This window comes from Helicobacter sp. 12S02634-8 (assembly GCF_002272865.1).
Classification (GTDB): Bacteria; Campylobacterota; Campylobacteria; order Campylobacterales; family Helicobacteraceae; genus Helicobacter_J.
In genome coordinates this window covers 89,419-102,852 of the sequence record NZ_MLAP01000008.1, presented here as the reverse complement: position 1 = coordinate 102,852, position 13,434 = coordinate 89,419, and the positions used below count along the sequence as shown (strand labels likewise).

At 42.1% G+C, this 13,434-nt stretch carries 17 protein-coding genes; 6 read left to right on the top strand and 11 right to left on the bottom strand.

Annotated elements, in window-relative coordinates; all coding sequences use genetic code 11:
- Window positions 1-405 precede the first annotated feature (405 nt).
- Complete coding sequence (locus tag BKH46_RS06480) at window positions 406-627, top strand: hypothetical protein (RefSeq protein WP_143428922.1); 222 nt, start codon at window positions 406-408, stop codon at window positions 625-627.
- Window positions 617-892, top strand: a complete 276-nt coding sequence (locus BKH46_RS06475) for a type II toxin-antitoxin system YafQ family toxin (RefSeq protein WP_095226021.1) — start codon at window positions 617-619, stop codon at window positions 890-892. The genes BKH46_RS06480 and BKH46_RS06475 overlap by 11 nt, the downstream gene beginning before the upstream one ends.
- A 549-nt stretch (window positions 893-1,441) precedes the next feature.
- Here the strand turns inward: BKH46_RS06475 and BKH46_RS06470 are convergent.
- Window positions 1,442-2,071, bottom strand: a complete 630-nt coding sequence (locus tag BKH46_RS06470) for a class II aldolase and adducin N-terminal domain-containing protein (protein WP_095226020.1) — start codon at window positions 2,069-2,071, stop codon at window positions 1,442-1,444.
- Window positions 2,072-2,424: 353 nt separating this feature from the next.
- Here BKH46_RS06470 and BKH46_RS06465 point away from each other — a divergent pair, with 353 nt between their 5' ends.
- From BKH46_RS06465 to dnaK, 3 genes are read left to right on the top strand one after another with little or no spacing between them, the layout of a single operon-like run.
- Window positions 2,425-3,219 carry an HrcA family transcriptional regulator gene (locus BKH46_RS06465; RefSeq protein WP_095226019.1) on the top strand — a complete coding sequence of 265 codons (795 nt, stop codon included), beginning with the start codon at window positions 2,425-2,427 and terminating at the stop codon, window positions 3,217-3,219.
- Between the two features lie 33 nt (window positions 3,220-3,252).
- Entirely contained in the window at window positions 3,253-3,792 is a 540-nt protein-coding gene (gene grpE / locus BKH46_RS06460; protein WP_095226018.1) for a nucleotide exchange factor GrpE, read from the top strand.
- Window positions 3,793-3,813: 21 nt separating this feature from the next.
- On the top strand, window positions 3,814-5,697 hold the full coding sequence (gene dnaK / locus BKH46_RS06455; protein WP_095226017.1) for a molecular chaperone DnaK: 1,884 nt from the start codon (window positions 3,814-3,816) through the stop codon (window positions 5,695-5,697).
- Between the two features lie 423 nt (window positions 5,698-6,120).
- Here the strand turns inward: dnaK and mnmH are convergent, their stop codons facing one another.
- From mnmH to pyrC, 4 genes are read right to left on the bottom strand one after another with little or no spacing between them, the layout of a single operon-like run.
- A complete protein-coding gene (mnmH, locus tag BKH46_RS06450) occupies window positions 6,121-7,155 on the bottom strand; it encodes a tRNA 2-selenouridine(34) synthase MnmH (protein WP_095226016.1) in 1,035 nt (344 codons plus the stop codon).
- A complete protein-coding gene (locus BKH46_RS06445) occupies window positions 7,152-7,724 on the bottom strand; it encodes a hypothetical protein (RefSeq protein WP_095226015.1) in 573 nt (190 codons plus the stop codon). The genes mnmH and BKH46_RS06445 overlap by 4 nt, the downstream gene beginning before the upstream one ends.
- Window positions 7,721-8,854, bottom strand: a complete 1,134-nt coding sequence (locus BKH46_RS06440; RefSeq protein ID WP_095226014.1) for a sialidase family protein — start codon at window positions 8,852-8,854, stop codon at window positions 7,721-7,723. Before BKH46_RS06440 ends, BKH46_RS06445 begins: the two co-directional genes overlap by 4 nt.
- Complete coding sequence (gene pyrC / locus BKH46_RS06435; RefSeq protein WP_095226013.1) at window positions 8,854-9,873, bottom strand: dihydroorotase; 1,020 nt, start codon at window positions 9,871-9,873, stop codon at window positions 8,854-8,856. Before pyrC ends, BKH46_RS06440 begins: the two co-directional genes overlap by 1 nt.
- Here pyrC and BKH46_RS09775 point away from each other — a divergent pair.
- Entirely contained in the window at window positions 9,863-9,994 is a 132-nt protein-coding gene (locus BKH46_RS09775) for a hypothetical protein (RefSeq protein WP_275542182.1), read from the top strand. The genes pyrC and BKH46_RS09775 overlap by 11 nt on opposite strands.
- On the opposite strand, the gene BKH46_RS06430 is transcribed toward BKH46_RS09775, so the two are convergent.
- Genes BKH46_RS06430 through BKH46_RS06405 form a run of 6 tightly spaced genes read right to left on the bottom strand, consistent with a single transcriptional unit; the run spans window position 9,984 to window position 13,411 of the window.
- Entirely contained in the window at window positions 9,984-10,877 is an 894-nt protein-coding gene (locus tag BKH46_RS06430) for an energy transducer TonB (protein ID WP_095226012.1), read from the bottom strand. The genes BKH46_RS09775 and BKH46_RS06430 overlap by 11 nt on opposite strands.
- Entirely contained in the window at window positions 10,871-11,725 is an 855-nt protein-coding gene (locus BKH46_RS06425; RefSeq protein WP_095226011.1) for a hypothetical protein, read from the bottom strand. Before BKH46_RS06425 ends, BKH46_RS06430 begins: the two co-directional genes overlap by 7 nt.
- Window positions 11,726-11,733: 8 nt before the next feature.
- On the bottom strand, window positions 11,734-12,087 hold the full coding sequence (gene fliN, locus BKH46_RS06420) for a flagellar motor switch protein FliN (RefSeq protein ID WP_095226010.1): 354 nt from the start codon (window positions 12,085-12,087) through the stop codon (window positions 11,734-11,736).
- Window positions 12,087-12,488: a chemotaxis protein CheX gene (locus BKH46_RS06415; protein ID WP_095226009.1), complete on the bottom strand. Its 402-nt coding sequence runs from the start codon at window positions 12,486-12,488 to the stop codon at window positions 12,087-12,089. The genes fliN and BKH46_RS06415 overlap by 1 nt, the downstream gene beginning before the upstream one ends.
- A gap of 57 nt (window positions 12,489-12,545) precedes the next feature.
- Window positions 12,546-13,184, bottom strand: a complete 639-nt coding sequence (gene nth / locus BKH46_RS06410; RefSeq protein WP_095226008.1) for an endonuclease III — start codon at window positions 13,182-13,184, stop codon at window positions 12,546-12,548.
- Window positions 13,181-13,411 carry a FeoA family protein gene (locus BKH46_RS06405; RefSeq protein ID WP_095226007.1) on the bottom strand — a complete coding sequence of 77 codons (231 nt, stop codon included), beginning with the start codon at window positions 13,409-13,411 and terminating at the stop codon, window positions 13,181-13,183. The genes nth and BKH46_RS06405 overlap by 4 nt, the downstream gene beginning before the upstream one ends.
- Between the last annotated feature and the right edge of the window lie 23 nt (window positions 13,412-13,434).

The following is a 13,434-nucleotide window of genomic DNA, read 5'->3' as shown; positions in this document are numbered from 1 at the left end:
CTGGCTTTTTGCACCCTTGCTGAGGGCGAGCAAAGACACAGCAATCCGAGGTTTTCTGCCTTTGTATTTGCCTTTCGCCTTTGCATTTGCTTTTCTGCCTTTAAGCGTGGCAGGGGTAAGGGGGTTTTTAAGGGGATTTAGGGGGTGCAAAGCTTTAAGCTCAGCCCCCTTTAGCCCCTTAATGCGTAAGCAAAAAAGGTTTTAGCATTTTAGATTTTAATTTAGCTTGCTACTTGCTTGAGGGTTTGAAAGGTTTTTCAAAAGACTTTTATTTCTTTTTAAAAAATAGAAATAAAAACTCTTTAGGATTCTTCTCAACCTCTTGAGGATAATGTGGTGTCGCATTGTTCATATTTTGGTAGAATCAACTCTGTTAAAAGATTCTGATTGCAAAAAGTAGGGAAAATGAGATTGATATTTGAAAATGTGAGTCAAGAAGTCGCACCAACATTGATAAATCTCGCAAAGGCTCTGCAGATAGAGTGCAAACAAGAAGTGGGGCTTACAAAATTTGAATCTGAAATCTTGCAAGCAAGCAAGGAAGTCAAAGAGAGAGCAAAAAGAGGTGAGCTAGAGTGCTATAGCGATATGCAATCTTTCAAACAAGCCATACTCAATGAAATATAGCCTAGCGTATGCTAAAGTTTTTGCCAAAGAGTATAAAAAATTATCCCCCAAGAATCAAGAACTTGTTGATGGTGTATTGGAGAAGCTAGGTAATGGCGAAACCTTAGAAGCAAAGCATAAAGACCATCAACTCAAAGGTGTGCTCAAAGACTTCAGAGAGTGCCATATCAAGCCAGATTTATTGTTGGTGTATGCAAAACAAGAAGATGTGCTAATCCTCACAGCCTTGCGTGTGGGCTCACATAGTAAGTTGTTTAAATCTTAGGATTACTTTTGTGTTGCTTTTATGGAATCCCAAAAAAAAAGAGGGCGTTATGTGTATTTGCTCGCCCTTGCGTGGTGCAAAAAGACAGAGAAAAGACTACAGAAGTGTAAAACCTCTGAAAACGAGTTGATGAACGACAAAGTCGGAATAACTCTATCCTTTAGGAACGCAAGGGATTTTTAATCCCTGAAGTGGTCTTAAGGATTTCATAAAGAAATCCCAGATAAAAATTAAATAGAGGGAGGATTGCGAGCTTCCCCTCCTTATTTGCCGAAAAAAAGAGTTTTTTCGGGGTTAAGGTCTTGACCCACCCACTATGTTAGGGGAGGATAAACCCCTTTTTTGAAAGAAATAAAAAGAGCTTTTAGACTGAAAAATAGGTCTTAAGATTTCATAAAGAAATCCAAACCCCCTAAAAAACGAGTTGATGAACGACAAAGTCGGGAATAACTCTATCCTTTAGGAACGCAAGGGATTTTTAATCCCTGAAGTGGTCTTAAGGATTTCATAAAGAAATCCCAATGAAAAATAAATAAATAGGAGGAAGTTTTAGATTTCAAAGCGCGTGTTGTCTTCATACCCACAATCAAGCATACCACCTAGGTGCAAGACTTTGCAGCTGTTTTCAATCAAGGCAATGGTTTTTGCTAGGGCATATAAATCTCTGTGATAAGCATAGATTCCATAGCCTTTGATGAAGATAAAATTTTTCTTGCTCTGCTTGAAATAACGCGAAATATCCACATCAGCGCGTTCATACCAGCTATCATAGCCCTTGGGGTCAAAAATATCGACCTGCCTGCCTAATAAGCGATAGCCAAAGTAGTCTTTTGGGCATAAAACATCGTGCCTGAGCGAATACGCCACGCTATAAGGGGGCATAGCATAGACAATGAATCGTGCTTCTACTAGGCCTTGATAGATACTTGAGTGGATAAAGGTATCGATACTTGCTTCTTGCCAGCGATAGTCTTCTTTGTCATAGAGCATGATTAAGGAGTCGTTGTTGATTTGATCAAATATCGCGTCTTTTTTGTTTATCAAGAAGCGATTTTGAGAGATCCGTGCTGAGATGGAGCCGTGGAATACGCCAAAAAAGCTTTTTCTAAACATCGCTAAAGAAATGTGACTGATACTCTCAATGAGCTTGGGGTCTATGTTTTTTGTATGGATATTCATAGAGGTATTTTACCATTTTTGTTTTTCAAAATGGATTGAGTCGCGCACTTCTTTTGTGCTTCCTTGTATATTTCTATATTTTTTGCTCGCCACGCACTCGCCTATCTCACTCATCACGCACTATCTAACTCGCCATTTCACTCAATGTTTCGCTCACTATTCTACGCCGAAAAATCCCCCAATGTCAGTGGTTGTTATAAACTTTATTTAGTCTAACTAGTTATATAGGTTTATATGAAATGGCTAAGGTTTTAGATTTTTTAGCAATATTTTTATATAAATGCTAATTTTATTTATTTTTTTTGGTATAATATCTGCATTGATATTTGAAACCCAATATTCAAAGGTCTGAGATGATGTATCGCAAAAAAGATTTGCTTTTAGATAAAATTATCCAAGAATATATCCAATCTCAAAGCCCCATCGGCTCGGAGTCGCTTAAAATGTCTATGAGTATCAAGATCTCATCAGCGACAATCAGAAATTATTTCAAAGCACTCTGTGATGAGGGGATATTGACACAGACACATATCAGCAGCGGCCGGATACCCACGGCTTTAGCGCTGAAAAATTATTGGAGGAGTAAGCTCAATATCAAAGACAGCACGCCCCAAGTGGATCTCAAGAAGTTTCAAGCTGCTTGCGAGGGCAAGGGGATATTTGGTATCATCAAGACTAAAGTCCCTCAAAAGCTCCGAGCAGTCATCAACTGCGAGCATCAGTTTTTGATTTTGGATTTTGAAACCGATCAGATAGCCTTGCGTTTCAATCCCTCGATAGAGCGCTTTGCAAAAGAGCTAGTGGGTTTAGAAGTCCAAGATATTCGGCAGATCGCCCATCAAGTCTGTGCTAATGCTCTTTTAGAGAAGCTAGAGCGTATGGGCGAGTCTTGCGAGTTGTTTTATTTTGGCGTGGAGTTTTTGGGCTTTTTGCTCCAGTATTCTGGATACCAGCAGCTGTTTTTTGAGATCACAAGCGGGAGGATATTTGACCGATTGCCTAAGGGCATTTATTTTGAAAATGCTGTCCCTAAGGGGAGCATTGCGATCATCCAAGATATTCAGCTGCACCAAAAGGAAGCTAAAATGCTTTGTATGGGGGCGTTGGATAGGGATTATACAGATTTTTATGACCAGATTGCCTCATAGTAATTCAATACAATTCAACACAAGGAGTGATTCATGAAAGAAACCCATAACCCAATCAATGACCCAAACACTTTAGAGGAGGCACAACAAGAGCCTTGTGCGACTCAAGAAGAAGAAAAACAACTAGCACAGGAGGATTATGAAAAAAAATACCAAGAACTGCACGAGAATTATATCCGTGTGTATGCGGATTTTGAAAACACTAAAAAGCGTTTGGAAAGAGAGAAATTTCAAGCGCTTGAATATGCTTATGAAAAGATAGCCAAGGATTTGCTGCCTGTGGTGGATACATTAGAAAAGGCATTGGAAAGCTCGCAGAGCACGCATTCGATAGAAGCGATTTTAGAGGGGCTTAAGCTCACGATAGATAATTTGCTCAAAGTGCTGAGTAAGCACGGCATTGAATGCATTGATTGCGACCAAGACTTTGACCCTAATTTCCACGATGCAATCATGCAAGTCCCCTCTGAGGAGAAATCAGACGGAGAGATTGTGCAGGTTTTGCAAAAGGGCTATAAATATAAAGAGCGTATGCTTAGGCCAGCAATGGTGAGTATCGCAAAAAATAATTAAACTCAATACAAAGGATATACAATGGCAAAAGTAATCGGAATTGACTTAGGAACAACCAACTCTGCAATGGCAGTTTATGAGGGCAATGAAGCAAAAATCATCGCCAATAAAGAGGGTAAGAATACCACACCTTCTATCGTGGCTTTCACTGATAAGGGCGAGGTTTTAGTCGGGGAGAGTGCGAAGCGACAAGCGATCACGAACCCTCAAAAGACAATTTATTCTATCAAGAGAATCATGGGCTTGATGTTTAATGAAGACAAGGCAAAAGAAGCGCAAAAACGCCTGCCTTATAAAATCGTTGATAGAAATGGGGCTTGTGCGATAGAGATCGCTGATAAGGTCTATACACCGCAAGAAATCTCGGCTAAAATCTTGATGAAACTCAAAGAAGATGCTGAAGCTTATTTGGGCGAAGAGGTGAGCGAAGCTGTCATCACCGTTCCTGCTTATTTTAACGACAGCCAAAGGAAAGCCACAAAAGAAGCAGGGACAATCGCAGGACTCAATGTCTTAAGAATTATCAATGAGCCCACTTCAGCAGCCCTTGCGTATGGATTAGATAAAAAAGAATCTGAAAAGATTATGGTCTATGACTTGGGTGGAGGGACTTTTGATGTCACGGTGCTAGAAACTGGGGATAATGTCGTGGAAGTTTTGGCCACTGGTGGGGATGCGTTTTTGGGTGGTGATGACTTTGATAATCGCATTATCGACTGGGCAGCAAAGGAATTTAAAGATGAAACAGGGATTGATATCAAATCTGATGTGATGGCGCTCCAAAGGCTCAAAGATGCTGCAGAAAATGCCAAAAAAGAGCTCAGCTCTGCGCAAGAAAGCGAAATCAACTTGCCTTTTATCACAGCTGATGCGAGTGGCCCTAAGCACTTAGTCAAAAAGCTCACTCGTGCTAAGTTTGAAAGCTTGATCGATGATCTCATCAGTGAAACAATCAAAAAGATTGATTTTGTCATCAAAGACGCAGGGTTAGGCAAGGGCGATATTTCTGAGGTTGTGATGGTTGGTGGTTCGACTCGTATCCCCAAGGCACAAGAGAGAGTGAAGGAATTTATCGGCAAAGACCTCAATAAATCTGTGAATCCCGATGAAGTTGTAGCCATTGGCGCAGCGATCCAAGGGGGCGTGCTTAAAGGTGATGTTAAAGATGTCTTGCTCCTTGATGTGACACCTTTGAGTTTGGGGATTGAAACTTTAGGTGGTGTGATGACAAAAGTTATCGATAGAGGCACAACAATCCCTGCGAAAAAAGCACAGGTTTTCTCTACAGCTGAAGACAATCAGCCTGCTGTGTCTATCCATGTATTGCAAGGGGAGCGCGAGCTAGCTAGGGATAATAAATCTTTGGGGCGATTTGACCTCACAGGTATCCCTGCAGCCCCTAGAGGTGTCCCACAAATTGAAGTGACCTTTGATATTGACGCAAATGGGATTTTGACCGTATCGGCTAAGGATAAGGCCAGCGGCAAATCTCAAGAGATCAAAATCTCTGGCTCAAGTGGCTTGAGTGATTCTGAGATTGATAAAATGGTTAAAGACGCAGAATTACACAAAGAAGAAGACGCCAAGCGCAAAGAGGCCATTGAAGCTAGAAATCAAGCCGATGCGCTGGTCTATCAAACAGAAAAGAGCCTCACTGAGCTCAAAGACAAGCTAGAGGCCTCTGAAGCACAGAAAATCCAAAGTGCGCTCGATGACCTCAAGGCCACGCTCAAAAATGAAAATGCTTCTAAAGAAGAGATTGAGTCCAAATCCAAGGCACTCACAGAAGCAAGCCATAAACTTGCTGAAGCGATGTATGCCAAAGAGGGGGGCGCACAAAATGCCAACGCAGGCACACAGGCAAATAAAAAAGATGATGATGTGATCGATGCTGAAGTCGAATAAGCCTTATTGTTTGCCCTCGCGTTGGCTTGCCTAGCGCGAGCTCTCCATTTTGTGTAACTTGAGAAACTTGAGGGGGCTCAAATAATTCAAGGAGTTCCAACAACTTGAGAGGGGCTCAAGCAGCTCAAAAAAAGGGGGGGGCTTGAGGGGGGGGGGGTAAAGACTTGAGGGTCTCGCTCTTGTTTTCTCTGTTTTCTTTTGTTTTTTTCTCTATTTTTTCTACTTTCTTTCTGTTCTTTTGAAGCCCTCTTTAAAAGAGGGGGCTAGTGATTAAATGCAAGCCAATGCAATTAAATATAATCAAATCCCCATCAAATTAAAAACTTTTTAAAATCAAAATTTTATCTGATGGCAATTTTAGGGGGGTATCTGTTGGCTTGTTTTTTTGCGTGATTTATTTTTGGTGGGCTGTGGTGGTGGGATTTAGAGTGTTTGGGATAAGTGGTTTTTGATAGCTAGGAGTGTAGGGATAGTCGTAGGGAGGTTGGTATGCGTGAGTGTGTGGGTGTAGTTGGGGATACGATAGACTTTGTCGTAGTATTTTTCTATCAAAATCATAGCGATTTTATCCAAAGCTTTTTGTTTCCATAGGCTTTGGATTTCATAAAAAATATGATGGGAAATATAGGGTTTGATTGTTTGCATACCGAGGGCAAAGCTTGTTTCAGTGATGTTTTGATACATCTTGACAATCCTTTGAATACGGGATTCTAAGGGCGCTTGTATCAAGATGATTGTATGGCTTTGATAGGCGTTAAAGAGGTTGCGGGGGATTGTGAGTGCCCCGATTTTGCGCGATTCTGCTTCGATGAGTAGGATAGGGAGATGGGCTTTTTGACTCAAATCAGCAAAAAGAGTGTTTTCAAACATTTTTTGCGTGGGCTGGCCTTGCTTGTAAGAAGCGACATTGCCAAAGCTAGAGCCATAATGCCTTGCAAGTCCCTCTAGGTCGATACTCCAGCTTGACTGGTCTTGGATAATTTCGCTTTTCCCACAGCCTGTAGGGCCACAAAGCGTGATGAAATGCTGCTTTAAGGGCGTATTCAAATACTTTAAAACTTCGTTGCGATAGCCTTTGTAGCCATTGGGGAGCTTTTGGATACGCAGGCCAATCTGACACAAGACATTTTGCAAAGCCTCGCTGCGCTTCCCTCCTCGAGCGCAATAGACTAAAAGCTTGTTTTTGTGATGGAGTAGGGCTTGGAGGGGTTTGTCATCAGGGAGAGAAGCTAGGATATGGGCGATATTTTTACAAGCCATACTCGCGCCAAGTATTTTAGCTTTTAGGGGGGATTCTTGTTTGTAGATTGTGCCGATTTGGGTGCGTTCTTGATTGTTTAATACAGGGAGGTTGATGGCGTTTGGGATATGTGAGTGGGCGTATTCTAGGGGCGTGCGCACATCGATAATCCCATCAAACTCTGCTAAAAATTCCCCCATCAAACTAGGATTTATCATCGCTTGACCCAAGCGAGTTTATAAAGCTGCTTTGAGCCCATAAACAACAAATAAATGAGTGCAAAAACCCAAGTGGGTGCGTCGATGAAATAATCAAAAGGATTAGAAGAATCCATCACACCTAGCCCAAAGCCTAGCAAAGCAATCAGATACAAAATCCCCAAGGGCTTATGGATAAAATAAGCAATGATAGTGAGGCAAGTGCAGATAATAATGAGGGTTGTGGGGGGTTGGTAGTATATGTTGATGGGAATGAGATTAAAAACGTTCAAAAATAAAATCAATCCAAACACAAAAATAAAAATACTTGCTTTGAGCCCTAAGGGATTATGGGGGTTTGTTTTCAGGCTTTCAAAAATCCCAATCAAGCATAGTGCAAACAAAAATATACTCATCGCGCCCAAAAAACTATAAGTCAGCATATTCAAAGAGATACCTTGAAAGGGGATATTGACTACGATACCAGAGAGGATAATTAGAGTGGCTTGCAGCTTGCGCCCTAGCTTTGCTAAATGCCCAAAATACCCAAAAATAGCCATATAAACAACAGAAAATACATAATGATTCATTGCAGGCCTTTGAGATAGGATCGGTTGAAACGGATATGGCGGATATTTTTTCTATCGTGTGTATAGACAATATCGATATTATCGCCATCTGTGATGGTTGTAGGGTAGCTCACTTCGCCCTGAGGGAGGGAGGTGCTATCGAGGTCAAAGATTTTTTTAAATACACTAGGGCTTTGCATGAGCGAAAATGTCAGTGTTCCTCGCTGCAGGTTGGGTCTGAGGTCTAGGGTATTGTGGATTAAGTAAGTTTTTTTATTGAAAAAAATCAGATTGAGCGAATTGTCATAGTTTTTGATATTGGTTGGAATCGGGGGGAGCCATTGCCTCCCTGCTTGCTCGCAGAGCTGGGAAAACATCACATTATCATAGCGCCCAGCATTTCTAAAAACAAGCATACAACGGCTGTTTGAAAGAGGGGTAAGGCTTGGCTGGAGCTGGGCGTGGAGGTGGTTTGGTTTGGTGATATGGGTGGGTTTGCCAAGGCTATCAAACTTTAATATCAAGGCATATTTATCGGCAAGCTCGTGATAAATAGGGAGGTAGAAGCCCCCATCGCTGGTCTTGATGGGCAAGGTTCTCACAAGGTTGCTGATATTGAGAAAGGGGCTGAGTTGGAGGGTTTGGTGATAGGTGAAATGTTTGTTGGGAGCAAAGTTTTCCATAGAAAGCTCATAAATTCTACTTGTCGCCCAGCCCCCTAAGCTCACGCCAACAACAAAGAGATAGAGCCTGTTGTTATCCCGATAAAGCACGGGATTGCCAAGCTTTTTGATGTATTGATGGGCTTTTGCGCCAAGCTCTTCTTTTGTGAGTAATACAAAGGGTTTGCTCCAAATGTGCTTTTGATGGTCATAGACGCTTCCATAAATTTTCACATCGCCTGCTCCCTCTCTGCTCCCTGCAAAAAAGGCCGTAAGCAAGTCGCCATTTTTGAGATAAGTGAGCGTGGCAGCGTGTGCTTGGGGGATACCATCGGGCATTGGAATATCTTGCTTGAGAAATAAGGGCTTGGTGTAGGGTGCAGGAGTGAGGGTGATCTGAAAATTGGGTGGATTTTGGGGCTTGGGGGAAAGGTATATGAGTATCCCCCCTAAAATCACAGCAGCACAGATAAAATAAAGTTTTGCCATCAGCCCAAAGCCCAGCCTAGCATTTGACCTCCATTGAGGGGAATGATATTGTTTTGGATCAGTTTGATTTGGCTGGGGATACTGGAGTGTTTTTTATAGAGTGTGATGGACTTTTTGCCTAAATGGGTGATGTTGTAGTTTGTTTGGGCGTTGTTGCTGATGAAGGCTTGGAGATTGTGGAGTTTGTCGTATTTTTCAAAAAGCTCACATAAAGCAGGCAAGACCATCGGAGCAGAAAACACGCCTGCAGCGCCATTGTCTTTGAGTTTGTTTTTTTCTAAATGTGGCGCGCTATCAGAGCCAAAGCAGACTTTTGGGTGGGCATTGAGTGCGAGTTTTAAGAGCATATCTCTGTCTTTGGGGGTCTTGAGTATGGGTTTGCAGAAATGGTGCGGGCGCAATCCCCCGCCGATCACATCATCTAAGGTCATTGTGATGTGATGGAGTGTCAAGGTCGCATAGATATTTTCATAACGTTCTAAAAGCTCGATACTGCGATGGTCGCTCATGTGTTCGATGATGATTTTGAGTTTGGGGAAGCTTTGGGCGATTTGGGCAAAAATTGTTTTGAATTCATACTCTCGCTCCATACAAAAGCCATTGCTCTCTCCGTGGATAGAGAGGATAAAGCCTAGTTCTTGGGCTATTTCAAAGATTTTAAGGGTATGGGGGGTTAAGATTGTATCCAAGCCATTTTGGGAGTTGGTCGTAGCACCTTTGGGGTAGAGCTTGAGGATTCTGATACCATTGCTTTTGGCGTTTTTTAGCTCTTCTTCTTCAAGGCTATCAGTGAGATAGAGCGTGATGAGGGGTAAGAAAGACTTGTCTTTGGAGCTTTGGAGGATTTCATCTCTGTATTGTAGTGCCAGATAGGTTGTTATGATGGGCGTGGAGAGATTGGGCATGATCACAGCGCCACTAAAAAATGAGGTGGTGAAATCGATTGTGTTTTTGAGCATCTCGCCCTCTCTGAGGTGTAGGTGCATATCTAGGGGGTTGTGCAGAGTGATGGATTCCATAAAACTTCCTTTGTTTTTGTCTTTTAATTTTACTATGAATTTTTATACAATCAAGGTTTTAGAATATTTTGTCAAAATCCCATCGATTCTAGTCAATTCTAGCAAGACAATCAATACATAAAATAGCGCACATGGATACGAATCAGCGTCGTTACACTCGGGCGTGGATAGTCTTTGTAGGCGATTTCTATGGTTTTGAGTGTGTTGCGGTCTAAGATGACATAGCCTGATTTTTTGAGGATTTTTAAATCCGTGATATCGCCATTGGGGTGGAGATAGAATTCAACAGCATTTTGCCCATCTTGTCCTAAATAAGCAGCTGTTCGGGGGTATTGGAGGTATTTTTGAGTGATACGGCCGATATCGCGCAGATTGTTTTTGATGAAATCTTTTTCTGCACTGCCTAAATCGCCAAATTCATCGCCATAAAGCTCATCAATATCTCTTTGGGTCTGGGGATCGACGCCTTTGTCTTGGTCTTTGGAGGCTTGGGTATTTTGCGTATTAGAGGGGGATTGGAAAGCTAGGGATTGGGCAGGGGAGAGTAGGGAGAGATTTTTGGGGTCGATGTAGTCTTTTTGGTATTTTTCAAGGGCTTTGTGGGGGGAGTCTGTCTGCTTTTTTTGCTCTTGGAGTTTGTTTGTATCAGGTTTTTTGGTTTCTTTTTGTGGGGTGTTGTTTGTTTTGGGCTTTTGCTCTGGCGTGGGTTTTTGCTCTGGGGGGGTAGGGGGCGTGGGAGGTGTTTGTGGGCGTGGGGGGGTGTATTGGGGTCTTTGCGCACTTGCTAGGCTTGGTTTGGGCGCGCCTTGATTGTGCTTGCTTGGGTCTTGGGATTGCCCTCTTTTTAGGATCAAAAGATTGCTCGCATCGATTTTAGTCAGATGGGTTTTGGGCGTGTAGGTGAGCTTTTGGACGCCTTCAAAAATCAGCCAAATGAATAGATGGATCAGAATAGAAACAAGCAAAGAAATCACAAAACGTTTATCGGAGTTTTTATCTAGCATTTTTGTGGTTTATGGGGGGCTTTATAGAGGGGTTTGAGCGATGCCCAAAAGTCATCACTCACAGAGGTGGCGTTGGTGGCGTTTTCTGGGAGTGTGAATTTATCGAGCAAAAGATTTTGTTTTTGACCCAAAAGTATGATATAGCCATTGTTTTGGTATTGCAATAAGATGATTTTATTGTGTGTATCGAGTGGTTTTGAAAAAAGAATACGGGGGTAATGCGCGCTTTGTGTGCTGCCTAGGGGCATACGAAGCTTTTTTCTCACAAAAAGCAATACGCCAATCAAAAGCACCATGATCCCTAAGATCAGTCCATAGCGATAATCACTGATGGGACTAGGGGCTGTGTTTGTGGGCGTTGTATCGCTGAGTTTAGGCGTTGTGTCGCTGATTGTGGGCGTGGGCGTTGTGAGGGCTGGGTCTATAGGGGCTTTTTGGAGGCTTGGGGTTTTGTGTAGGAGCGTGGTGAGTCTGCTAGGGGGGGCAAATGCAAAATGCAGCCTTAAAGTAGCGCCATCTTTGGATTGGGCTGCTTGGATATTTGGGGCTATTTTGCTTTTTGGGATTATATAAAGATTGCCATTTTGTGAAAAAATTTCAAGAGATTCTATGGGCGCATTGGCAAAGTTTTGCTGCCATTTTTGCTTGGGTGCTTTGAAGGTGGTGTTTTGGAGTAAAAGGATTTTTTGACCCTCAAGCACTAGACTCTGGGGCACAGAAGTGATGGGAGTGTCGCTAAAAAGCAAGATGTCTAGGCTCTTTGGTTGTTTGAAAACTTGGATAGATGTGATGGTATCAGATAGGGCGATCGAAAATGTAAGGGTAAGGAGCAGCAATAATTTTTTCATACAAAAACTCAAAAATCCTTGGTTAAATAATAAACAATCGCATCAGAATCTAAGATTTCATTGAGCCGCACAGCAAGGTTTTTTTCATAGACCATCACTTCGCCTTTGCCGATGACTCTGCCATTGACAAATGTATCCACGCTCTCACCAGCAGGTTTTTCTAAGTCGATAATTGAGCCTTTTTCAAATTTCAAAATATCCATCAAGGGGATTTTTGTGCTGCCAAGCTCTGCTGTAAAAGTAACTTCCATATCCAAAAGCCCCTCATAATTATGCATTAAGTCTTCTAAATAAGTTGCTAGCTCAATGTCTTTGGGGGTATGGATCTTGTGTGCGTCTAAAATAGGGTTTTCTGCTGCCATCAATGACCTCTCATAAAAATACTGCATCGTCCATTTTCTAATCTAAAATGCAGACCTTTGTTGTAATCTTTCACTAGCTTGATTCCTAAAAATTTTGGGGTAGAAATGTTAAAATTGCCCCCTTTTTGTTTTGTGATGACTTTAGCGCGTCCGATGATGAGATTAGCAAGCTCTTGGGACATATCCATCAGTGTGTCTTGCGTGGGGTTTTCATCCAAGAGAAAATGTTTGCATAATATCTGCAAAAAGGGTTTATTGCAGCACAAATAAGTGATGATACCACTCTCAAGCATTTCTATCGAGGACAGATAACCCCTTTTGAGGGGCATAATCGAATCTTTGGGGGTTTTGCCAATCATTTTTTGGATCACATCAAAAAAACTTTCACGGATAATCTGCATACCTCAAAGCCTTATCTATTTTAATTTCTCTTAAGCTTGATTATAGCGAGAATTTGTTTATGCTGGTTTGAAATTGCTTTGAGTCATGCAAAAATCTTGGACAAAGCACTGCTGGCATTGGGGTTTTTGAGCCTTGCAGATATACCGGCCAAAGAGTACAAACGCTTGGTGTAAAATACTCAAATCAGTCTTGAAAGCCTTAGTCAAATCAGCTTCAGTTTGTTGTGCGCTTTTAGCATAGCTCAGACCGAGCCTATGGGAAGTTCTGAATACATGAGTATCCACAGCCATAAAATTTGCTTCAAAATATTCAATCAGCACGACATTGGCTGTCTTTTGTCCCACGCCAGCTAAGGTTTTTAGCTCTTCTTGGGTGGTGGGGATTTTGCCATCAAATGTATGCAAGACTTGTTGGGCCATTTTGATGAGATTTTGGGCTTTGTTGTTGAAAAATGAAACGGATTTGATGAGCTCTTTGACTGATTCAAGGGGAGCTTGGGCTAATAAGGCGGGTGTGGGGTATTTTGCAAAGAGTGCAGGGGTCACTAGATTAATGCGCTTGTCTGTGCATTGGGCTGAGAGCATAACAGAAACGAGCAGTTCATAGAGATTGTTGTATTTGAGCTCTGTTTTGGGATTGGGGTAATGGTGCAAAAAGAGCGTTTTGATGGCTTGGGCACGTTGCTTTTTATTCACAGAGCACTCTCGACCTCGATAAATTTTGCCTCATGATCGCGCAAGGCGATTTGGGTTTGGTTGATATGGATTGCTAGGGTTGATTTTTTGGTCGAGTGGTGCAAGAGCGTGAAAATGCTGTCTTTTGTGATACCAAAGGAAATGAAGCGATTTTTCAAGGCATCATCGCAGAAATTGATATTTTTGATTTTATAGGTTTTGCCCTTTTGGCATTGATCCAGTGTCATAATTGCTCCAATCATTAGGTGGG

What these genes read in the sequence shown, in the direction of transcription:
- BKH46_RS06480 (WP_143428922.1), top strand. Translation starts at nt 406, where the DNA reads ATGAGATTGATATTTGAAAATGTGAGTCAAGAAGTCGCACCAACATTG.
- BKH46_RS06475 (WP_095226021.1), top strand. Translation starts at nt 617, where the DNA reads ATGAAATATAGCCTAGCGTATGCTAAAGTTTTTGCCAAAGAGTATAAA.
- BKH46_RS06470 (WP_095226020.1), bottom strand. Translation starts at nt 2,071, where the DNA reads ATGAATATCCATACAAAAAACATAGACCCCAAGCTCATTGAGAGTATC.
- BKH46_RS06465 (WP_095226019.1), top strand. Translation starts at nt 2,425, where the DNA reads ATGATGTATCGCAAAAAAGATTTGCTTTTAGATAAAATTATCCAAGAA.
- grpE (WP_095226018.1), top strand. Translation starts at nt 3,253, where the DNA reads ATGAAAGAAACCCATAACCCAATCAATGACCCAAACACTTTAGAGGAG.
- dnaK (WP_095226017.1), top strand. Translation starts at nt 3,814, where the DNA reads ATGGCAAAAGTAATCGGAATTGACTTAGGAACAACCAACTCTGCAATG.
- mnmH (WP_095226016.1), bottom strand. Translation starts at nt 7,155, where the DNA reads ATGATAAATCCTAGTTTGATGGGGGAATTTTTAGCAGAGTTTGATGGG.
- BKH46_RS06445 (WP_095226015.1), bottom strand. Translation starts at nt 7,724, where the DNA reads ATGAATCATTATGTATTTTCTGTTGTTTATATGGCTATTTTTGGGTAT.
- BKH46_RS06440 (WP_095226014.1), bottom strand. Translation starts at nt 8,854, where the DNA reads ATGGCAAAACTTTATTTTATCTGTGCTGCTGTGATTTTAGGGGGGATA.
- BKH46_RS09775 (WP_275542182.1), top strand. Translation starts at nt 9,863, where the DNA reads ATGGATTCCATAAAACTTCCTTTGTTTTTGTCTTTTAATTTTACTATG.
- pyrC (WP_095226013.1), bottom strand. Translation starts at nt 9,873, where the DNA reads ATGGAATCCATCACTCTGCACAACCCCCTAGATATGCACCTACACCTC.
- BKH46_RS06430 (WP_095226012.1), bottom strand. Translation starts at nt 10,877, where the DNA reads ATGCTAGATAAAAACTCCGATAAACGTTTTGTGATTTCTTTGCTTGTT.
- BKH46_RS06425 (WP_095226011.1), bottom strand. Translation starts at nt 11,725, where the DNA reads ATGAAAAAATTATTGCTGCTCCTTACCCTTACATTTTCGATCGCCCTA.
- fliN (WP_095226010.1), bottom strand. Translation starts at nt 12,087, where the DNA reads ATGGCAGCAGAAAACCCTATTTTAGACGCACACAAGATCCATACCCCC.
- BKH46_RS06415 (WP_095226009.1), bottom strand. Translation starts at nt 12,488, where the DNA reads ATGCAGATTATCCGTGAAAGTTTTTTTGATGTGATCCAAAAAATGATT.
- BKH46_RS06405 (WP_095226007.1), bottom strand. Translation starts at nt 13,411, where the DNA reads ATGACACTGGATCAATGCCAAAAGGGCAAAACCTATAAAATCAAAAAT.